The sequence below is a fragment of the Lysinibacillus sp. FSL K6-0102 genome, from assembly GCF_038003545.1.
In the GTDB taxonomy this organism is placed as follows: Bacteria; Bacillota; Bacilli; order Bacillales_A; family Planococcaceae; genus Lysinibacillus; species Lysinibacillus capsici.
Genome location: NZ_JBBOPH010000001.1, coordinates 1,213,992 through 1,233,732, shown reverse-complemented (window position 1 = coordinate 1,233,732; position 19,741 = coordinate 1,213,992). Strand labels below are relative to the sequence as shown.

Genomic DNA, 19,741 nt, shown 5'->3' with positions numbered 1-19,741 from the left:
TAACTAACTACTGGTATATGAACGCTTTTGACGAATGTTTTCTTTATTTTAATCACATTTTATCAATTTGTATGTGCACCTGTAAAACTTGCCTATTGTTTCTAAGAGGATTTTACGCTAAGCTAATGTGCGGACTCATTTCAAGATGCGTATTTAATGACCTATTTTGGCTATTAAATTCATAGATTCTGTTACGTAAAAAGTCTTTTAACTTTTAATAAAGTTTATTTATTGATAGAAGGGGTGAAAGGGATGGCTTGGGAGGTTTTTAGTATTATAGGAACAATTGCCTTTGCTATTTCTGGGGCAATTATTGCCATGGAAGAAGAATACGATTTATTCGGTGTATATATACTTGGTATTGTGACTGCTTTTGGTGGAGGAGCTATCCGAAATTTACTCATTGGACTACCTGTCACAACACTTTGGGGACAGGATATGATGTTTCAAATAGCGCTTGCTGCGATTACGATATTCTTTATTTTTCCGCATCATCTGATTCAACATTGGCATCGTTGGGGTAACTTCACAGATGCGATTGGCTTATCAGCATTCGCTATTCAAGGCGCACTCTATGCTGTCAAGCTTGATATGCCAGTAAGCGCAGTCATTGTAGCTGCTGTTTTGACAGGTTCAGGTGGGGGTATTGTACGAGATTTATTAGCTAGAAGAAAACCATTAGTTCTCCGTGATGAAGTTTATGGTGTTTGGGCAGCTCTTGCTGGACTGCTAATCGGATTCGAGGTTTTTACAGGGGACATTTTCCTTTATATTTTATTCGCAGTGATTACAGCTTTACGTATTCTTTCCTATATGATGAAGTGGCGCTTGCCATTACGAAAATTAAATCGTGCATAAATATCATTCAGCCAATGACCAAAAATTAAGTCATTGGCTGTTTTATTGTTTTTATCTTTTTAACAACTGCATTGATTCTTCTAAAGTCACCATGTTTTTCATCATCGAGCAAGCTGCATCTAAAATAGGAAAGGCTAAGGCTGCTCCAGAACCTTCGCCTAAACGCATATTCATGTGCAACATTGGTTCAATGCCTAGTAAGGCAGCGGCAATTTTTGCCCCTGGTTCCTCTGAAGCATGGGAAGGAATGATATAATCGATTACTTTTGGTTCGAGCTTATAAGCAATGAGGGAGGCTATAGTCGAAATAAATCCATCAATGACAACAGGTTTACGATGGGCAGCAGCGCCAAGAATAATACCTGTCATCGCCCCTATCTCTAACCCTCCAACCTTAGCCAGAACATCAATAACATCATTTGGATTAGGCTTATTTAAGGTAATTGCTTTTTCAATAACTGCCGCTTTATAGGCAATGCCTCCTTGGCCTACTCCTGCACCAAACCCCGTTACTTCGATAGGGTTGCATCCCGTCAAAACAGCTAATATCGCAGCACTTGGTGTTGTATTGCCGATGCCCATTTCTCCAGTCCCAAGTACATCAGCACCTTTTATGATTTCCTCAGTGGCCACACGGATTCCTACTTCTATCGATTGAATGGCTTCTTGTTTGGCCATAGCTGGACCTTGTGCCATGTTATCTGTACCATATTTAATTTTATGAATAATGACACCTGCATCAAGTGGAATATCTTCTTTTACACCCACATCTACTGTGACCACCTTTGCATTGGTAATCCCCGCAATCGCACAAACGCCTGTACCCCCCTTAGGAAAATTTAATGTTTGAAAGACCGTAACATCTTGTGGATTCGTGGTTACACCTTCCTCGCAAACACCATGATCTGCAGCACAGACAATCATCACTTTTTTGTCGACCATCGGATATAATTGTCCTGTTATACCAGAGAGCTGTACGGCAAGTGATTCTAGTTTACCCAAGCTACCTGGGGGCTTACAAAGCGCATCAATCCGCTTTCTAGCTTGCTCCATACTTTTCATATCAGCCCCCTGAATGTTTTGAATCGTGTCTTGTAATAATTGCATGATTATTTCTCCTCTCGTTCTCATTAAGACAAAATAAAAAGTCTGTAGTTTATTGTCATGACAAATAAACTACAGACTTTTCCATCATCTATATCTTCTAAAGCATGTAGGCAGGTCTCCTGGCTCAAGTTCAACACCTCATAGTACCTTCCCAGCAATTTGCTAGTGGCATACACTATGAAATTCCCTTATACAGTGGCGGGTCCGCTAAAGCTTTTCACTTTATTCCCTATTCTCCCTAATGGGCACCTATTGCTTTTATGTAATTATGTTAAATCTACTTTACAACTTTTTTAGTGTCAAGAGGAAAAAATTTTTTGAGTGTTAACTTAGTACATACTGCTATTCACAATAAAAGCTTATCAAGAGCTTGTCACAATAAATGAATCCTTCACTTGATTCCTAGTCTTCCATAATTAGTGCTTTTTAGAATTCTCTATGTCTAACACTCGGCTTGTACAAAAATCCATTACTGAATCAATTGCCATAACAAGTAAACTACAGACTTTTCAATCATCTCTACCTTCCATAGCATATGTTCTGCCAATTCACTGAGTAATGTTGAACATAAAAGTTGAAACCTTAATAATCTGTTCAATGTAAACATAAATTATTTCTATGATTAAAATTAGGGTAAGTATCAATAGTAAAACGATGAAAAGTTAGGAGTAGATACGATGAATGCAAAACAATTAAGAAACGCTATTGCTGAAACCTGTGAAACGCACGATAGCCTCTATGCCAAACTCGTAAAACCGATCAATCAGTTGTTAATCAATATCGACGCTTCGATCAGTGAAGAGACAGCAAATAAAATACTAGAAAATTTAAAGTTATTTCATAGTGGTGATAAATACATTACGGAGTGTCATTTCGAGGAGAGTCAAAATTTCTTGAAAGATGGCATTGAGCTTCTCCAAAAAGGGGATTTGGCGAATGGAGCACTACAAATTTATGGAGCTGGTCTAAACTTTGCTAGTTATGCTTCAAAAGTGCAGGGACAAAAAAATGTTAATATCTACAAAAACTTTGAAGAGAATTTTAATTTTATCATGGATGCCCCTTGAAAAAATAATCATGAAAAAAGAAAGAGTGTATACTCTTTCTTTTTTCATGATTTATTTAAATTCTAATTCTCCATCATAAGCCAGCATGCCGCCTTCAAGGTTTGTTACATCAAATCCTTGGGCCTCTAAGTAAGCACACGCATTGGCAGAACGAGCTCCAGCCTTGCATACAATAATATATGGCTTTTCTACATCTAATTCCTCTAAACGTTCAGGGATAGTTCCGAGTGCAATATGTTGAGCACCTGGGATCATGCCATGGGCTACTTCATCCTCTTCACGTACATCGATAATATATAGGTCCTCATTTGCATCTAACAGATCTAATAATTGTGTTGTTTCCATTGTTTTCATAAACTTTGTCCTCCAAAATATCAAATTCCACTATCATTATAGCTTGTAGCAAAAAAAACAGCCAGTGTGAGAACACTAACTGTTTAACAAACTTATTATACTTCTGTCTCTAAAAACTCTATTTGTTTTGCTGGTACGAATGTAGAAATGGCATGCTTGTAGATTAGGTGCTGCTTATTTTCAGCATCAAGTAGTAATACTGTAAAATTATCATATGATTTCACAGTCCCTTTTAACTGAAATCCGTTTAACAGAAATACAGTTACAAAAACACTGTTTTTACGTAGTTGGTTCAAGAACGTATCTTGCAAATTGATTGATTTCATCAAATAGCCTCCCTACTAACTTTCTACCTCTTCATTCCTATAGTAGCACGTTCTACCAATTTATCAATTAGTAATTTTTAGAAATTTTTCTTTATTCTTATAATCGATCATCCGGCGTAATAAAATGGACATCCATTTTATTACGGAAATAAGTAAGCTGTCTTTTTGCATAGCGACGGGAATTTTGTTTTAAGCTATCAAGGGCTTCCTCTAGGGTACATTTGCCATCTAAATAATCATATAATTCTTTATACCCGATGGCTTGTATAGACTGCACTCCACGGATATTTTGCTGCCATAATCCCTTCACCTCTTGCAGAAGACCATTTTCCACCATTAAATCAACACGACGATTAATACGGTCATATAGCACGTCACGGGACATGTTTTGACCTAGCCCTAAAATAACATGGTCGTAAAGGGGTACTTCCCCTCGATTTTGCGCTTCAGCTGCTTTTGATACACCGCTTAATTCCAGCATTTCTAATGCACGAATAACACGACGTGTATTGTTTGGATGGATTGTCTCCGCTGTTTGAGGGTCTAGTTGTTTTAGTTTGTCATGCATTGCCTCAGGGCCAAGCTTTGCTAATTCCTCATAGTAGGCTTTTCGTGCTTCTTCATCTACTTTTTCATCAGTAAATTGGAAATCATAGAGGACAGCTTGTACATATAAGCCAGAGCCTCCTACTATTATAGGTAATTTTTGACGAGCTTGTATTTCCGCGATCTTCGCACGTACTAATTTTTGATAATCTGCTACCGAAAAAGATTCTGTAGGCTCTAAAAAGCTAAGTAAATGATGAGGAACGCCCTCCATCTCTTCTTCGGTAATTTTAGCTGTCCCAATATCGAGCCCTTTATAAACTTGCATGGAATCACCATTAATGACTTCACCGTTATATTTTTTTGCCAATTCAATGCTTAATGCCGTTTTACCAGAGGCAGTCGGCCCCACTATTGCTACGACCTCTGCCTGCTGCAATTTAGTTTCTATCATATTTTTCTAACCACCGTAATAAAACTTGAAAGACCGCTTCTTGATTGTCTTCATTTAAAATTTCATGTCGTTTATCCTCGAATAAATAAACCGTTACATCCTCTACACCCACCGCTGCTAACTGTTCAGCAACTTTGTAAACGCCTAGCCCCTGTTCACCAACCGGATCTTTACTGCCACTAATCAAGAGAATAGGGAGGTCTTTTCTTACTTTTGCTAATTCTTTTTTACGATTTAGTGTGGCAAAGCCAGTTGTCAAATCCACGAAAAATTGATTCGTTGGAATAAAGCCACAATAGGGATCATCGATATACTTTTCCACCTCTTGTTGTACTGAACATAACCAATCATAGGCAGTCTTCGGATTGGGAAATTGCTTATTAAAGCTACCAAAGCTCAATTGATTTAACAGCTTACTTTCAGTTTCTTTTCCTAGTCCCTTTGCTAAAGCCTTGGCTACTAGATTTCCTACAGCATGCAAGGCTGTCACATTTCCAGTGCCACAGAGAATAACATTATCTACTTGCTCTCCGTATAATTGAATATAGCGTCTAGTAATGAAAGAACCCATACTATGGCCAAAGAGAATTAATGGTACATTAGCGTATGGTACGTGAAGTTGTGTAATCACTTCATGAGCATCTTTTACAACACGCTCAAAGCCGTTTTCTTCAGCAAAAAAGCCCAATGTCCCATTATATGCTGCCGTTTCACCATGCCCACGGTGATCGTGCATCGTCACAACATAGCCTGCTGCGTTGAGTGTTTTCGCAAATGTTAAATAGCGACCGCTGTGCTCTGCCATGCCATGCAAAATGTGAATATGTCCAATACATGGCGTCGAAGGCTCCAATGTTCGCGTGAAGACAAATTGATCATCCGACATTTGAATATAACGCTCCATCCCTTACTCCCCTTCTATCACAAAATTTGTTGCATCGTTAATGGCTTGCTCTAATTCAGCAATATATCTATTTTTTTGCTCCTCTGTATAATTTAAGCGTTGTTGCATCACCTGAATCACTTGCTGTTTATAAAGCTTTACTGCTTCAATATCGAAGTATAATAAACCAGTCCGACGGATAAAGAAGTCGCTTGGTGTATAGACCATTTCGGCTTCAATGCCATACAGTAGCATCGCATGTAAGGCAAGAGGCATTGTACTACCATGTTCATGTAAAAATTTCACCCGATCAAATAAGGCATCTACATTCGTGCCATACTTTTGTACGAGATGCTTGGCTTCATCATAATTTAAGCCATATTGTACGCCTTCACGTGCTTTATAGGCAATATAGTCAGGGAAATTAATAGCGTTAATCCCCTTTGCACCAGAAAGTGCTAGCTCACGTGTTAAACAGGCACTTGCATGCTTGTAGCGACGGGTCTTCACAATTTTATCCACAATCGTTTCAGCCATTTGGCGATAGCCCGTAAGCTTACCACCCGCAATCGTCATTAAACCACTTGGCGCTGTCCAAATTTCATCTTTCCTTGAAATTTCTGATGGATCCTTACCTTTTTCATAAATCAGAGGTCGGACGCCTGCCCAAGAGGATTCAATTGTGTCTCTTGTGATAGTAGCAGTTGGAAAGACCTTTTTAGCAGACTCAATTAGATAATCCACATCTTGCTGTGTTGCCACTGGATGTACAGGATTACCTTCATAGACAGTATCCGTAGTCCCTACATAGGTTTTGCCATCTCGTGGAATGGCAAAGGCCATACGACCATCAGCAATATCAAAATAAACAGCTTGCTTTAGCGGGAAATCCTTTTGTTTGAGGACAATATGAACGCCCTTTGTTAGACGTAATTGCTTGTTATCTGCTACTTTATCTTTTTGTCGTACGTCATCAACCCAAGGACCCGTTGCATTCACAATTTGGGCGGCATGGACATTGAGCATTTTCCCCGTCACATGATCCCTCACTTTAATGCCAACAAGCTTTTTCTTTTCATAAATAAATTCCGTCATTTCAGCATAGTTGAGGCAAAGCGCTCCATATTCTACAGCCTTTTTTAATACTTCAATTGTTAGACGGGCATCATCTGTACGGTATTCTACATAATAGCCACCGCCGACTAAGCCCTCTTGATTGAGTAAAGGCTCTAATGCCAGGGTTTCCTGAGCATTTAACATCGTTCTACGTTCATGTTTTTTGACGCCTGCCAAGCGGTCATAGACCTTTAATGCCATAGATGTTGTGAAGGGACCGAGTGAACCCTTTTTATATAAAGGTAATAGCATTTTTTCAGGCGTTGTGACATGTACAGCATTATCATAAACAATTTCACGCTCTCGCCCTACCTCGGCTACAACTCCTACATCAAATTGCTTTAAATAACGTAGACCACCGTGAATCAATTTGGTTGAACGGCTCGACGTACCAGCTGAAAAATCCTGCATATCAATTAATGCGACAGAAAGGCCTCTTGATGCGGCATCTAATGCAATTCCTGCACCTGTAATACCACCACCAATGACTAATACGTCAAAGCTATAGTGCTCTAGATAATATAAAATTTTTGGTCGCTGCTCAAATGAAAACATACCTTTCTCCCCCAATAGCTATGATTTAAAAATTCGTGTTGCCTCTACAGCCTTCTGCCATCCTGTATACAGAGCTGTGGCTTGTTCTTCATCCATGTGAGGTTGATAGGTTTCCCCACTCACCCATAATGCAGATAAAGCCTCTTGGTTTGGCCAGAAGCTTGTCGCCAGCCCCGCTAAATAGGCTGCACCGAGTGCTGTTGACTCATTCAGTTTTGCTAGCTCTACTTGTAGCTGTAAAACATCACTTTGGAACTGCATTAAAAATTGATTTTTGACAGCTCCACCATCTACACGGAGTACTTCAATCGGAGTACCTGCTGCTTCTTCCATTGCATCTAGTACATCTTTCGTTTGATAGGCTAATGATTCTAGTGTTGCTCGAATAAAATGTTCTTTTGATGTTCCACGTGTTAACCCAAAAATGGCGCCACGTGCATCTGTATCCCAGTAAGGTGTACCGAGTCCAACAAAGGCAGGGACAACATAAACCCCATCGGTATGATCTACTTTTCTAGCATAGGATTCAGAATCCTCTGCTGTACGAATCATCCTAAGTCCATCGCGTAGCCATTGAATAGCTGATCCTGCTACAAATACACTACCTTCCAATGCATAGGTCACTGTCCCATCAATTCCCCACGCAATGGTTGTCAATAAACCATTTTCCGATGTCACTGCCTGCTCTCCTGTATTTAATAGCATAAAGCAGCCAGTGCCATACGTGTTTTTAGCCATTCCTTTGGTAAAACAAGTTTGTCCAAAAAGTGCGGCTTGCTGATCACCCGCAATTCCAGCTATCGGAATTTTTTCTCCAAAAAATATACTTGGAGCCGTTTCTGTATATATTTCTGATGAATTTCTCACTTCTGGAAGCATGGACATTGGGATAGCTAAAAGCTCACAAAGTTCCTCATCCCACTTCAATTCATGAATATTGTAGAGCATTGTTCGAGCTGCATTTGAGTAATCGGTCACATGAGCCTTTCCCTTTGATAATCGCCAAACAAGCCATGTATCAATCGTCCCAAATAATAAATCCCCATTGTCTGCCTTTTCACGAGCGCCTTCAACATTATCTAAGATCCATTTAATTTTTGTCGCTGAAAAATAAGCATCTAAGCGAAGCCCTGTCTTTTGCTGAAAATGTTCTTCCTGTCCTTGTTTTTTTAAGGTATTCACAATGTCCTGTGTTTGGCGTGATTGCCAGACAATCGCATTGTAAATCGGCTGACCTGTGTGTTTATCCCACACCACTGTTGTTTCGCGCTGATTGGTAATGCCGATCGCATGAACCTCACTTGCTTCATGGCCACTTTCGGTTAATACCGCCGCAATAACGGACAAGATAGAACCCCATATTTCATTGGCATTATGCTCTACCCAGCCAGCCTTTGGAAAAATTTGTTGAAATTCTTTTTGTGCTACATGAACAATTTGACCTTTTTTATCAAATAAAATGGCTCTTGAACTTGTCGTTCCTTGATCAATCGCTAAAATAAATTTACCCATCCATTTTCCCCCTCTCCCTTACATAACCCGTTTAAACATTTTTTCCACTTCATATGATGTAAAGTGAATAAGCACTGGACGTCCGTGTGGGCATGTAAATGGATTATCTGCATTTCGTAAATCTCGTAGCAATGTTTCCATTTGCTCTTTTGTTAAATAATGATTGGCTTTGATTGACTTTTTACAGCTCATCATAATTGCGGCTGCCTCACGTAGTTTTTTGATATCAGCCTTTTTAGTTGTCAACACCTGTTCAATTAAATCCTCAATGATTTCCTGTTCCTCCCCTTGTGGGAACCAACTCGGATGCTCACGTACAACAAAAGATGACTGTCCAAATTCCTCTAAAAATACGCCTACAGCTTCTAATTCATGCCTGAGTTCTCGTAAGATCAGTGCTTCATCTGCTGCATAATGGAATGTTAGTGGTAACAATAATGCCTGACGTTCATGAGGATTAACTTGACCGACTTTTTCACGGAAGAATTCGTATTTAATACGTTCCTGAGCAGCATGCTGATCAATTAAATAAAAACCATCCTCCATTTGTGCGACAATGTATGTGCCATGGATTTGTCCCACTACTTCGAGTTCAGGAAAGGGTTCCTTCGTAGGCATCTCTTCTAATATTTCCGACTGTACGGCTATTGTTACTTCATCAATTGTTTCAGCCTCTATTTGTGATGTAGGCTGCCAATTTTCCTCTCGAACCATAGAAATAGGCTTAGGCTCAACTATCTGTTCAAGATTGTTTTCTTGAATGGTTTGGACATCATATAATTTTTCTACGATGGCATTCATTTTCTCTACATCGATCTTCGGAGCAGGCTTCCAAATGTTTAATTGCTCAGTAGCTGGTTTAACTATTTTTTCTTTCTTTTCCATTTGTGGGACTCGAATAATGTTGCGTATTGTTTCACGAATGGTTTCCTCTATTAACTTTAAAAGCTCAGCCTCTTTACTTAAACGAATTTGATGTTTTGCAGGATGCACATTCACGTCTGTTAAGTAAGGATCACCCTCTATATATAGAACAACTATTGGGAAGCGCTCGATAGGTAAATACGTATGGTAAGCATCCACAATGGCCTTTTGTACTAAATAATGCTTGACCCAACGACCATTAACAAATAGAGACATATAATTTTTAGAAGCACGTGTTACCTCTGGTAAGGATACAAAGCCAGAAATTCGATAATCATGTGACTCGCCTTGGAATGACACCATTTTCTTCGCATTATGTATTCCATAAATAGCTGCTAGCACTTGTTGTACATCTCCTCGGCCATTTGTTTGCAGTAGTTGTTGACCATTATGCAATAATCTGAATGCTATTTGTGGATTACCAAGTACGAGGCGATTCATCAGGTCTATTGTATGCCCTAGTTCGGTTTGAATGGTTTTCATATATTTTAAACGGGCAGGTGTATTAAAGAATAGCTGGGAGACTGTTAAATCAGTCCCTTTACGTAACGGACCAGGTTTATGAGTGAGGATATGTCCACCTTCAAGTTCTAAATGTGTTCCAGATTCACCATTTGATGTAATCAATGTCATTTTAGAAACAGAGGCTATGGATGCTAACGCCTCACCACGGAAGCCAAGTGTTCGAATACGAAATAAATCATGTTCCTGATGAATTTTACTAGTAGCATGACGAGAGAATGACATTAGTGCATCCTCTTCATCCATACCGCTACCATTATCTATTACTTGAATAGAAGTGAGACCTGCTTCTAGTAAAAAAACATCAATGGACGAACTCCCAGCATCAATAGCATTTTCCACTAGCTCTTTGACAACAGAAGCTGGCCTTTCTACTACCTCTCCTGCTGCGATTTTATTGGATAGCCATTCGTCCATAATTTGTATGTTTCCCACTAACGTATCACTCCTTTATTTTTTAGCGTTCACTAGCTCTTGCTGTAGCTCATATAAAATATTCATTGCCTGCATCGGTGAAGTACCTAGAATATTTACCTTTTCTAATTTCTTTAGCACCTTTGTCTCGGCTGGGGAAATCGGTTCGTCTTCTGTAAATAAAGACATCTGTATTGGTTGTTCAGCTATCACCTGTGTTTCGGCAACTACTTCTTTCCCTGCCTCAAAGTTCTCAAGTAATACACGTGCTCTAGCTAAAATTTCCTCAGGTAATTGAGCAAGCTGTGCCACATGTATACCATAGGATTTATCAGCCGCTCCTTTTTTCACCTTATGCAGGAAAACGACCGTACCATTTTTTTCAGTGGCTGAAACATGCACATTTTGTAAGCGTGGCAAATCCTTTTCAAGTGCTGTCAATTCATGATAGTGCGTAGAAAATAACGTATTGGCTCCTATTTTGTCATGAATATATTCCATCATCGATTGTGCCAAGCTCATACCATCATAGGTCGATGTTCCACGTCCAATTTCATCAAATAGCATTAAGCTATTTTTTGTTGCATGCATAATAGCATGTTGCGATTCAAGCATCTCCACCATAAATGTAGATTGTCCTGCCGCTAAATCATCAGCCGCCCCAATCCGAGTAAAAATTTGATCGGTAATTGGTAGCTTCGCTTTTTCAGCAGGTACATAGCAGCCCATTTGAGCCATAACAACAATTAATGCTACTTGACGCATATAAGTACTTTTACCAGACATATTCGGCCCTGTAATAAGCATCATATTGTTCTGCTCTTCTAGCACACAATCGTTTGGTACATACATTTGCTTGTTCAGCATTTTTTCAACGACAGGATGGCGTCCTTCTATAATTTTAAGGGCACGTCCACCGTGAAATTCTGGTTTCGTAAATCGATATTTTTCTGAGACGCTTGCAAAGCTTAATAAGACATCCAATTCACTAATGTTTGCTGCTAGTGCTTGGACACGCGGAATATAAGTTTTTAATACATCACGAATTTTTACAAACAGGTTGTACTCTAATGTTAAGCTTTCTTCTTCAGCATTTAAAATCAATGCTTCTTTTTCTTTTAGTTCCTGTGTAATATAGCGTTCCGCATTCGCCAGTGTTTGTTTTCGCTCATAGCGTGTTAAATCTGCTAAATGAATATTTGATTTTGTAATTTCTATATAGTAACCAAAAATGCGATTATAGCCTATTTTTAAATTTTTAATACCCGTTTTCACACGCTCTTCTTGTTCAAGTTGGGCAATCCAATCCTTACCATTACGAGCGGCATAGCGAAGTTCGTCTAAGCGTTCATTATAGCCGTCACGGATAACATCCCCTTCTTTAATGGTAATAGGGGGATTATCTGTAATCGCTTTTGCTAATAATGCCTCGACATCTGAGCATGTATCAAGTTCCGCACCTAATTGCTGTAATGTTTCTTTATTTGAACCCACCAACTGCTGTTGAATAGTTGGCACTTGGCGTAAAGAATCACGCAATTGGGCTAAATCTCGTCCACCCACATTGCCAAAAGCAACACGACCAGCCAAACGCTCTAAATCATATACTTGTTTTAAGGATGCTTGAAGCTCTGTTCGTACAAAATATTCTTCCAATAAATCCGTAACAATCGCTAGTCTAGCCTCTATTGCTGAACGTGTGGCAAGCGGTTGGTGTAGCCATTGCTTTAATTTCCGTCCACCCATCGCTGTCACGGTGTCATCTAATAGCCATAAGAGTGTACCTTTTTGATCGCCACCACGAATCGATTGAATCAGCTCTAAATTGCGCTTTGAGCTAGAATCAATGCGTAAATAATTTTTAATTTCATTAAACGTGAATGCCTGAATATGTGATAAAGATCTCATTTGTGTTTGGTCAATATAAGCTAACAATCGAAGACACGCAATTTGTAACGGTTTTGGTACAGCTTCTAGATAACTTGCTGCTTTGTCCATAGGCATTTCATTCACTTCAATTGAAAGTACGATCCCAGCATTGACGGCATGCTCTGCTAATAATAGCTGCAAACTATCCGTGACAATCAGTTCTCGAATTCCGTAAGCCTGCATTTGCATTAATAAGGCTTTTCCATCGCCTTCAATAGAAGACGCTACGGCTTCACCTGTGGATAAATCTAAATAAGCATAGCCAAATGTTGTGTCATCTAATTGCTCTGCCGCTCCAATAAAATGATTAGATTTACCATCAAGAGCCTTTCCTTCCATAATTGTTCCTGGTGTGATAAGCTGAACAACTTCACGTTTGACCACACCTTTTGCTTGCTTTGGATCTTCTGTTTGTTCACAAATAGCCACTTTATAGCCTTTTTGCACAAGTGTTTCAATATAATTTTTAGCCGAATGATGCGGCACACCGCACATTGGTATTCGCTCTTTTGCGCCTGCATCTCGGCTTGTTAATGTAATTTCTAAAATTTGTGAGGCATTGATTGCGTCCTCAAAAAACATTTCATAAAAGTCACCTAATCTAAAAAATAAAAAGGCATCTTTGTAATCTTCCTTTACCTGTAGATACTGTTGCATCATTGGTGTATATGTTGTCATATCACTATTTACCTCGCTCTTGCCTTATAGATATATTTATTATAACAAAAGATACATGCGAAACGCTTTATTCACCTTTTTTAAGATGCTAGCATTTCGCATGTATCAAAAAATGATGTTTTTTAGACTTATCTTGGTCGTTCATCAGGAAACGATGAAGACTCTAACACATACCTGCCTTCTCCTTCAGGACTTGAAGAGGAGCTAGAACTAGAGCTTGATGAGGATGAAGATGAACTTTCATCATTAAGGCTCCAATCTTCTTCATAGTCTAGTGGATGGACACTAATACAAATTGTTGTTTCACCCATTACCTCAACAACTACTTCACGTTCCACTACAATTTCAAACTTTGTACCACATGGAGAGATAATCGCTTCAATACAATTTGGTTCTTGTATCACACGTACACGAACATCATCACCAACGCTAATTTCACCGTCTCGATAGTGAAGCTTCACTTTGTCTTTATAGTGAATCGTTTCAGAAAACACAGCTGTTTTCGAATGATTACTATAGGCATACCAAACATTGACATCAAATTTCCCTGTTACTTCTACAAATTTCCCGACTCTTTTTGCAGAGCAAGTGTGATTGATTACCCAGCACCCTAAAATACTTGTCGGTTTATTTGTTGGTGATAATGTTACACGTTCTTCCGTTCTCTTCTTCCCTTTGGCAACTACTGCTTTCGTCACGATTTGTCGTAAACGTTTCAGCGCAATTCCTCCTTCGACTCTTTTCACTCCATCATATGCAGGTAGCGCCCATTGGGTGAACATATATTTTTAGAGAATGAAATGGATCATTTAAAACTTTTCGATGAGAGGTCTATTATAGCAGCTGAATGCTTCAATAGAAGAAGACGTAAAAAAAGCTCGAATGACAGCATTCGAGCTTTGATTTCTATAATCTGTTAAGAGCAGCTACCTGGTTGACTATTTTCTACGTATGAACCCGTTTCACCACGAAGAACATCGCCACCAGTTGAGCGAATAATTTCATTTGTAACATTATTTGCGATCGTATTTGAAACAAGTTGCAATAAATCATTCACATCGCCTTGTGATTCTTTAAATTGTTGCACAACTGGGATGGCATTAATTTCTTCCTCGATTTTAGCAATTTTATCTTCAATCATTTTTAATGCTTTTTCTTTCCCTAGGTGTTGGAAATTAACCGCTTGTTTTTGTAAGCTTTTTAAGCTTGCAATACGTTCACGTACTTGTTGATTTTCGTTAATTTGCGCTTCTGCCTTTTTGAAAAATTCAACCTCTGGCGTATTTGCAATCATATGTGCAATTTCATGTGATTTTTTAATTAAATCTTCTTTTGTATATAAGACTTGTGTCATTTATGCTTCCACCTTTTCATTTTTTACGACTTCCACAAATTCACCAGTAAGTGAATAGGATGTAGTCTCTGTTATTTTTACTTTCACTAATTGACCAATTACTTCTGCTGGTGCTTTGAAGTTAACTAAACGATTTTTCCTCGTATAGCCCGCTAACACATCGTCGCGTCGTTTACTTGTGCCTTCAACTAATACTTCGACAACCTGACCATTTAAACGCTCTAATGCTTTGCGAGAGTATTCACCCACCACTTCATTTAAACGTTGAAGACGCTCTTTTTTCACCTCTTCAGGTACATTGTCAATCATTTTTGCAGCTGGTGTACCTTCACGCGGCGAATAAATATACGTAAAGGCTGCGTCAAAGCCAACTTCACGGTATAAGGACAATGTTTCCTCAAACTGTTCCTCTGTTTCATTCGGATAGCCAACGATAATATCTGTTGTTAATGTTACTTCAGGTATTGCCGCTTTAATTCTATCCACTAAACCAAGGAAATGCTCGCGTGTGTATTTACGCGCCATAATTTTTAGCACGTCATTCGAGCCCGATTGTACTGGTAAATGGATATGCTCCACTAAGTTGCCACGCTTTGCAAGAACTTCGATTAAATGATCATCAAAGTCACGTGGATGACTCGTTGTAAATCGAATCCGCGGAATATCGATCTTTCTTAATTCATCCATTAAATCGCCAAGACGATAATCAATATCCTCAAAATCTTTACCGTAAGCGTTGACATTTTGTCCCAATAACATAATTTCTTTGTAGCCCGCTGCCGCTAGCTCACGAACTTCAGCAATGATTTCCTCTGGTCGGCGACTGCGCTCTTTACCACGTGTATATGGAACGATACAATACGTACAGAATTTATCGCAACCATACATAATATTAACCCAAGCCTTAATGGAGCCAAGACGTTTCTTCGGCAGATTTTCAATGACATCGCCTTCTTTAGACCAAACCTCTATGACCATTTCTTTCGACATATAGGCTTCTTTTAAAATGTTTGGCAGACGGTGAATATTGTGTGTACCAAATACCATATCGACATGTGGATAGCTTCTTAAAATTTTATTAACCACAGATTCCTCTTGCGACATACAGCCACAAACCCCGATTAGCATCTCAGGGTTTTTTCGTTTATATTTCAGCAGGAAACCAAGTTCTCCAAATACTTTGTTTTCTGCATTTTCACGAATAGCACATGTATTTAGCAAGACAACGTCAGCCTCTTCAATCACCTCTGTTGGTGTGTAGCCTAGCTGCATAAAAATCCCGGCCATTACTTCTGTGTCATGCTCATTCATTTGGCAGCCATAAGTCATGATATGATAACTTTTTCCCTCGCCTATTCCACGGAAACCGTTTTCTAAAGCATATTGAATATGTTCAGCTACTGTTTTACGTTTTTTTCCATCGATCATTGATGGCCCTTGAAAATATGTTGAATAATCTTTTTCTGATTCTTTATTTTTATTTTTCGGTAATGTTTTCAGTTGTTCTTGCTCTAATTCAAAAACACTCTTACCTGTTCTCATTTCTTCACTCACTAAACGGACGCTCCTTCCTCACAAATGAATTATACAATTATTTTTATGTTTTATCATTAATAAGCAAAAAGTAATTGTTACAAAACTAAAACGTCACATTTCCTGTCCATACAAATAATTTTTACTAATCCTTTATAATAGATGAAACTTCACCTTTCTCAATAGTTATAACAATAATTAGAATAGTTTATAAATAATTCCAAACCTTTGTTATTATTGATTTATATAAAACAAAGGAGTTTAGGCGTTATAGGCTTTACTGTTGTAGCTGACAAATCAGTGGAATTACAAACGATCTTGAAGGAAAACCCGACATAAGTAATTTTGAGTACAAACCAGGGTATTTTTGAGTAGATAATGATATTACTTCAATTTATGACTTACATTCAACTGCAAAAGATGAATTGTTAGTTGTAAATGGAGGCACAGCTTTGGACAGATTGCATTATTATCAAAGGTTACAAGTGAAGAATTTACACCTCTTTTAGCTAAAGAAGGTGGCGGTTCAAAATATATAATGGCTTTAGCTCAAACTGTTATTGTTGATGGTAAAACTGTGTCGAACAATTTGTTTTCAGATTATTTGTTCTACAATCAAAACAGGCTATACTAATATTATTTTGGAAGCAACACCCTCAAAGTTATAAAACTAAAGCTAATGAATACGAAAATGTACGAACATTGAAAGATTGAGATATTATTGATCAATAATAAATAACAAAAGACACCAGAGTAATGAACTGCTCCCTGTCAAGTAGACAGTGGAAATAATAAAAAATGTATTAAGCGGCTTGAGCCCTGAATTCTAAAGGACTCAAGCCGTTTAATCGTTTCTGATAACGATAGTAATTATAAAAATGAATATAATCATCAATCGCTAGTTTTAACCCTTCATATGAATCGAACTTATGCAAATAATACTTCTCACACTTCAATGTGCCCCAAAATGATTCAATTGGTCCGTTATCAATACATCGACCAACACGGGACATACTTTGTGTTATATTGGCTGTTTCCACAATTCGTTTAAATCCCTTCGATGTATATTGAAAACCTCGATCACTATGTATTAATGGCTGCTCGCCTGATTGTAATGATTGAATAGCTGATTTTATTGTTTTGAAAACAAGGGAATTATTATTCGAATGACCTAACACATAACTCATAATTGAACCATCATATAAATCGATAATTGCACTTAAATAAGGTTTTTTCCCGTTTCTATACTTAAACTCTGTGACATCTGTACACCATTTTTCATTTGGCTTTTCCGAGGTAAATGCCCGATTAATACGTTCTCCGCCACTGATGCGCTGGAGATTTACGATAAGGCTTTCTCTTTCGCCTAATAACGGACTTCAATCCACTCACCTGCATTAAACGATAAATACGTTTCTCGTTAACCGTCGCTTGATTATTCTTTATTCGCTGACGATTGATTGTCAATGTCATACGACAATAGCCGTAAATGCCATCTACTTGGTGGTAAAGGAGATCAATATCCTTTGAAATGGCTTCATTTTCAACTTCTCTGTTAGATGGCTTACGACTTAGCCACTTATAGTAAGCGGCGCGCGAAACACCCACGATTTCACATAATAAAAGAATCGAAAGTTTCTCCTCTTGGTGTAATTCTTGAATTGCTAAATAGCGTTGTTGTAAGCGAATTTGGCTTAGCGACGCCTCCTTTCGATTTCCTCTAACTTTTTTAAAAATAGATTTTCAGCACGTAAGCACTCATTTTCACGCTCGATTCGTTTGATTTCTAACCTTAAGTTTTTCTTCGGCTGTTAATTCAACTTCATTTTTTGTTCGACCGCGATGATCACGTAATCCCTCTTCATCAGTCGCTTCAAATTTCTTCACCCAATGGTATACCTGTTGATACGAAACATCATAGGCTTGTGCTGCTAATTGATAATTTTTCTGGCTCTTTAAACAGTAGTTGACAATTTGAATATGTTCCTCAAACGTTTTCTTTCTTCCTTATATAGAACTATTTACTTATGCAATATTTGCACAGATTTAATAAATTATTTAAATTTAAAATGTACAGATTTAATATTTCATAAATCGAATATTTAAATAAAGCACTACGTTAAATAAAGATTATGAAAAGCTATATAATTTTATCTTTGGTTAAAACCCTATTAATAATTCCACAATTGGATAATCATTATCAAAATTGTTAATATTTGTTTATTTTTGTAAATTATTATGTTATTATATAAATAATCTACTAGAAGGAGGTTACTAAATGGAAATAATATAGTTTACTAGATATTGGTTGTCACACAGTGTTGAGAATCATATTATTAAAAGGATGGGATAAAAAATGAAAAAAATTATTACAGGAATCGTTGCAATAATTTTTATGTTTTCAATAACAACGCAGTTTCCCGCAACCGCAGCACAAATAGAAAATGAAACAATAGATAATTTATCGACTATTCTTACAAGTGTATTAGAATTAGATAAAGAATTTGATAAAACAATAGGTTTCGATGGAGACTATATTGCTATAGATACTAATTTAGCAAAAAAACAAGGTGCAACAGATTCTGATATCAAGCTTGCAATATCAAAAGTAAATGAACATAATCAAATAATAAACGATACATTGGCTATACAGCCATTTGTAACATATGATGAAAATGGTTTTTATTTTGATGAAGAGTCAGCTAGAAAAGAAAATGTATCTGAAGACTTAATTGAGTCTACTACAAAAGACTTTGAATTAATGAATTCTGTCCAGCCGTTAGCTGCATGTAACGGTAAAAGTAAGTATGAAAAGACTTCAGTTGGATTCTATACTTACTTTGATAGTTGTCAAGCTTCCAAGATAATAACTTATATTCAAATTGGAGCAGGAATAGCTACACTTGGAGCTGCTATCGCTGCCTTTATTGCTCCTCCTCTTGGATTAGCTACTATTATTGCAATAGGATTAATTGATATTGGGGCAACTGCCTTAAACTTATCAAGCGTTAAGGACTGTGGATTATGGATTAAATGGACAGGTACAGTAAATCCAGATCCTTTCTGGATAGGTTCTCAATGTTAATTATTAAAAAAGGGGGATAGTTGTGTTATCTATAGTTCCTATTATTCTTTTTGGTATTTCACTCACCCTTTGTATTGTACTATTTCTTAGAATGAATCGAATCAAAGAACGTAAAGAGAAATTACCTCTAATAATTCTATTTAGTTTCACTCTACTTAGTTTTTTAGTGCTATTGTATTCTGCACTATTTCATTAAATAACATTGTTATTTTTTTGAAGTGGGAATGAGCAGAACCTCTGAATCAGACTACTATTCAGAACGATGAAAGCTGAAAAAACACTCATTTGTTTTAGAGTTAAAAACAAATGAGTGTTCTTTTTTATGCTATTCTAGGTCACGTGCGCACACGCCTTTTCTTATACTACACTATATTTATAATGTCATAAAATTACCATAAAATACACACTCATTTTCACTTATATATTTTGTCATTTAAACATAAATTGATATGATAATAGTGGGGATTAAAGAATAACTTAAAATAACAAATATACCTTTTTAAGAGGTGATAAGAGATTGAGCT

At 37.6% G+C, this 19,741-nt stretch carries 15 protein-coding genes, 1 pseudogene and 1 riboswitch; of the genes and pseudogenes, 3 read left to right on the top strand and 13 right to left on the bottom strand.

Annotated features, from left to right (window positions below; genetic code table 11):
* Window positions 1-252 precede the first annotated feature (252 nt).
* On the top strand, window positions 253-858 hold the full coding sequence (locus tag NYE73_RS05750; RefSeq protein WP_004225816.1) for a trimeric intracellular cation channel family protein: 606 nt from the start codon (window positions 253-255) through the stop codon (window positions 856-858).
* 51 nt (window positions 859-909) lie between these two features.
* On the opposite strand, the gene cobT is transcribed toward NYE73_RS05750, so the two are convergent.
* Entirely contained in the window at window positions 910-1,965 is a 1,056-nt protein-coding gene (cobT, locus tag NYE73_RS05745) for a nicotinate-nucleotide--dimethylbenzimidazole phosphoribosyltransferase (RefSeq protein WP_115673536.1), read from the bottom strand.
* 92 nt (window positions 1,966-2,057) lie between these two features.
* Window positions 2,058-2,233, bottom strand: a riboswitch (cobalamin riboswitch).
* A 409-nt stretch (window positions 2,234-2,642) separates the two neighbouring features.
* Between cobT and NYE73_RS05740 the strand changes: the two genes are divergently transcribed.
* Window positions 2,643-3,032 (top strand): hypothetical protein, encoded by a 390-nt coding sequence (locus NYE73_RS05740; protein WP_259950910.1) that lies wholly within the window; start codon window positions 2,643-2,645, stop codon window positions 3,030-3,032.
* A gap of 51 nt (window positions 3,033-3,083) precedes the next feature.
* Here NYE73_RS05740 and NYE73_RS05735 read toward each other — a convergent pair whose 3' ends face one another.
* From NYE73_RS05735 to NYE73_RS05680, 12 genes and pseudogenes are all read right to left on the bottom strand, one after another.
* Window positions 3,084-3,386: a rhodanese-like domain-containing protein gene (locus NYE73_RS05735; RefSeq protein WP_009371183.1), complete on the bottom strand. Its 303-nt coding sequence runs from the start codon at window positions 3,384-3,386 to the stop codon at window positions 3,084-3,086.
* 95 nt (window positions 3,387-3,481) lie between these two features.
* On the bottom strand, window positions 3,482-3,712 hold the full coding sequence (gene hfq / locus NYE73_RS05730) for an RNA chaperone Hfq (RefSeq protein ID WP_004225825.1): 231 nt from the start codon (window positions 3,710-3,712) through the stop codon (window positions 3,482-3,484).
* A 97-nt stretch (window positions 3,713-3,809) separates the two neighbouring features.
* Entirely contained in the window at window positions 3,810-4,712 is a 903-nt protein-coding gene (gene miaA / locus NYE73_RS05725) for a tRNA (adenosine(37)-N6)-dimethylallyltransferase MiaA (RefSeq protein WP_054550565.1), read from the bottom strand.
* The gene (locus NYE73_RS05720; RefSeq protein ID WP_259950909.1) at window positions 4,699-5,616 is read right to left on the bottom strand and encodes a lysophospholipase; all 918 of its coding nucleotides are present in this window, start codon (window positions 5,614-5,616) and stop codon (window positions 4,699-4,701) included. The genes miaA and NYE73_RS05720 overlap by 14 nt, the downstream gene beginning before the upstream one ends.
* Window positions 5,617-5,619: 3 nt before the next feature.
* On the bottom strand, window positions 5,620-7,266 hold the full coding sequence (locus NYE73_RS05715) for a glycerol-3-phosphate dehydrogenase/oxidase (RefSeq protein WP_259950908.1): 1,647 nt from the start codon (window positions 7,264-7,266) through the stop codon (window positions 5,620-5,622).
* An 18-nt stretch (window positions 7,267-7,284) separates the two neighbouring features.
* Window positions 7,285-8,778 carry a glycerol kinase GlpK gene (gene glpK, locus NYE73_RS05710; RefSeq protein ID WP_259950907.1) on the bottom strand — a complete coding sequence of 498 codons (1,494 nt, stop codon included), beginning with the start codon at window positions 8,776-8,778 and terminating at the stop codon, window positions 7,285-7,287.
* A gap of 18 nt (window positions 8,779-8,796) precedes the next feature.
* A complete protein-coding gene (gene mutL / locus NYE73_RS05705) occupies window positions 8,797-10,659 on the bottom strand; it encodes a DNA mismatch repair endonuclease MutL (RefSeq protein ID WP_259950906.1) in 1,863 nt (620 codons plus the stop codon).
* A 15-nt stretch (window positions 10,660-10,674) separates the two neighbouring features.
* Window positions 10,675-13,245: a DNA mismatch repair protein MutS gene (gene mutS / locus NYE73_RS05700; RefSeq protein ID WP_066036566.1), complete on the bottom strand. Its 2,571-nt coding sequence runs from the start codon at window positions 13,243-13,245 to the stop codon at window positions 10,675-10,677.
* 128 nt (window positions 13,246-13,373) lie between these two features.
* Window positions 13,374-14,027, bottom strand: a complete 654-nt coding sequence (cotE, locus tag NYE73_RS05695) for an outer spore coat protein CotE (protein WP_175400709.1) — start codon at window positions 14,025-14,027, stop codon at window positions 13,374-13,376.
* A gap of 134 nt (window positions 14,028-14,161) precedes the next feature.
* On the bottom strand, window positions 14,162-14,599 hold the full coding sequence (locus tag NYE73_RS05690) for a RicAFT regulatory complex protein RicA family protein (protein WP_048391473.1): 438 nt from the start codon (window positions 14,597-14,599) through the stop codon (window positions 14,162-14,164).
* On the bottom strand, window positions 14,600-16,153 hold the full coding sequence (gene miaB, locus NYE73_RS05685) for a tRNA (N6-isopentenyl adenosine(37)-C2)-methylthiotransferase MiaB (RefSeq protein WP_004225844.1): 1,554 nt from the start codon (window positions 16,151-16,153) through the stop codon (window positions 14,600-14,602).
* 782 nt (window positions 16,154-16,935) lie between these two features.
* A pseudogene (locus NYE73_RS05680) lies at window positions 16,936-18,139 on the bottom strand (IS3 family transposase); the annotation flags it as partial.
* Window positions 18,140-18,488: 349 nt separating this feature from the next.
* On the opposite strand from NYE73_RS05680, the gene NYE73_RS05675 reads away from it, so the two are divergent.
* Window positions 18,489-19,217: a hypothetical protein gene (locus NYE73_RS05675; protein ID WP_233732487.1), complete on the top strand. Its 729-nt coding sequence runs from the start codon at window positions 18,489-18,491 to the stop codon at window positions 19,215-19,217.
* Window positions 19,218-19,741: the final 524 nt, after the last annotated feature.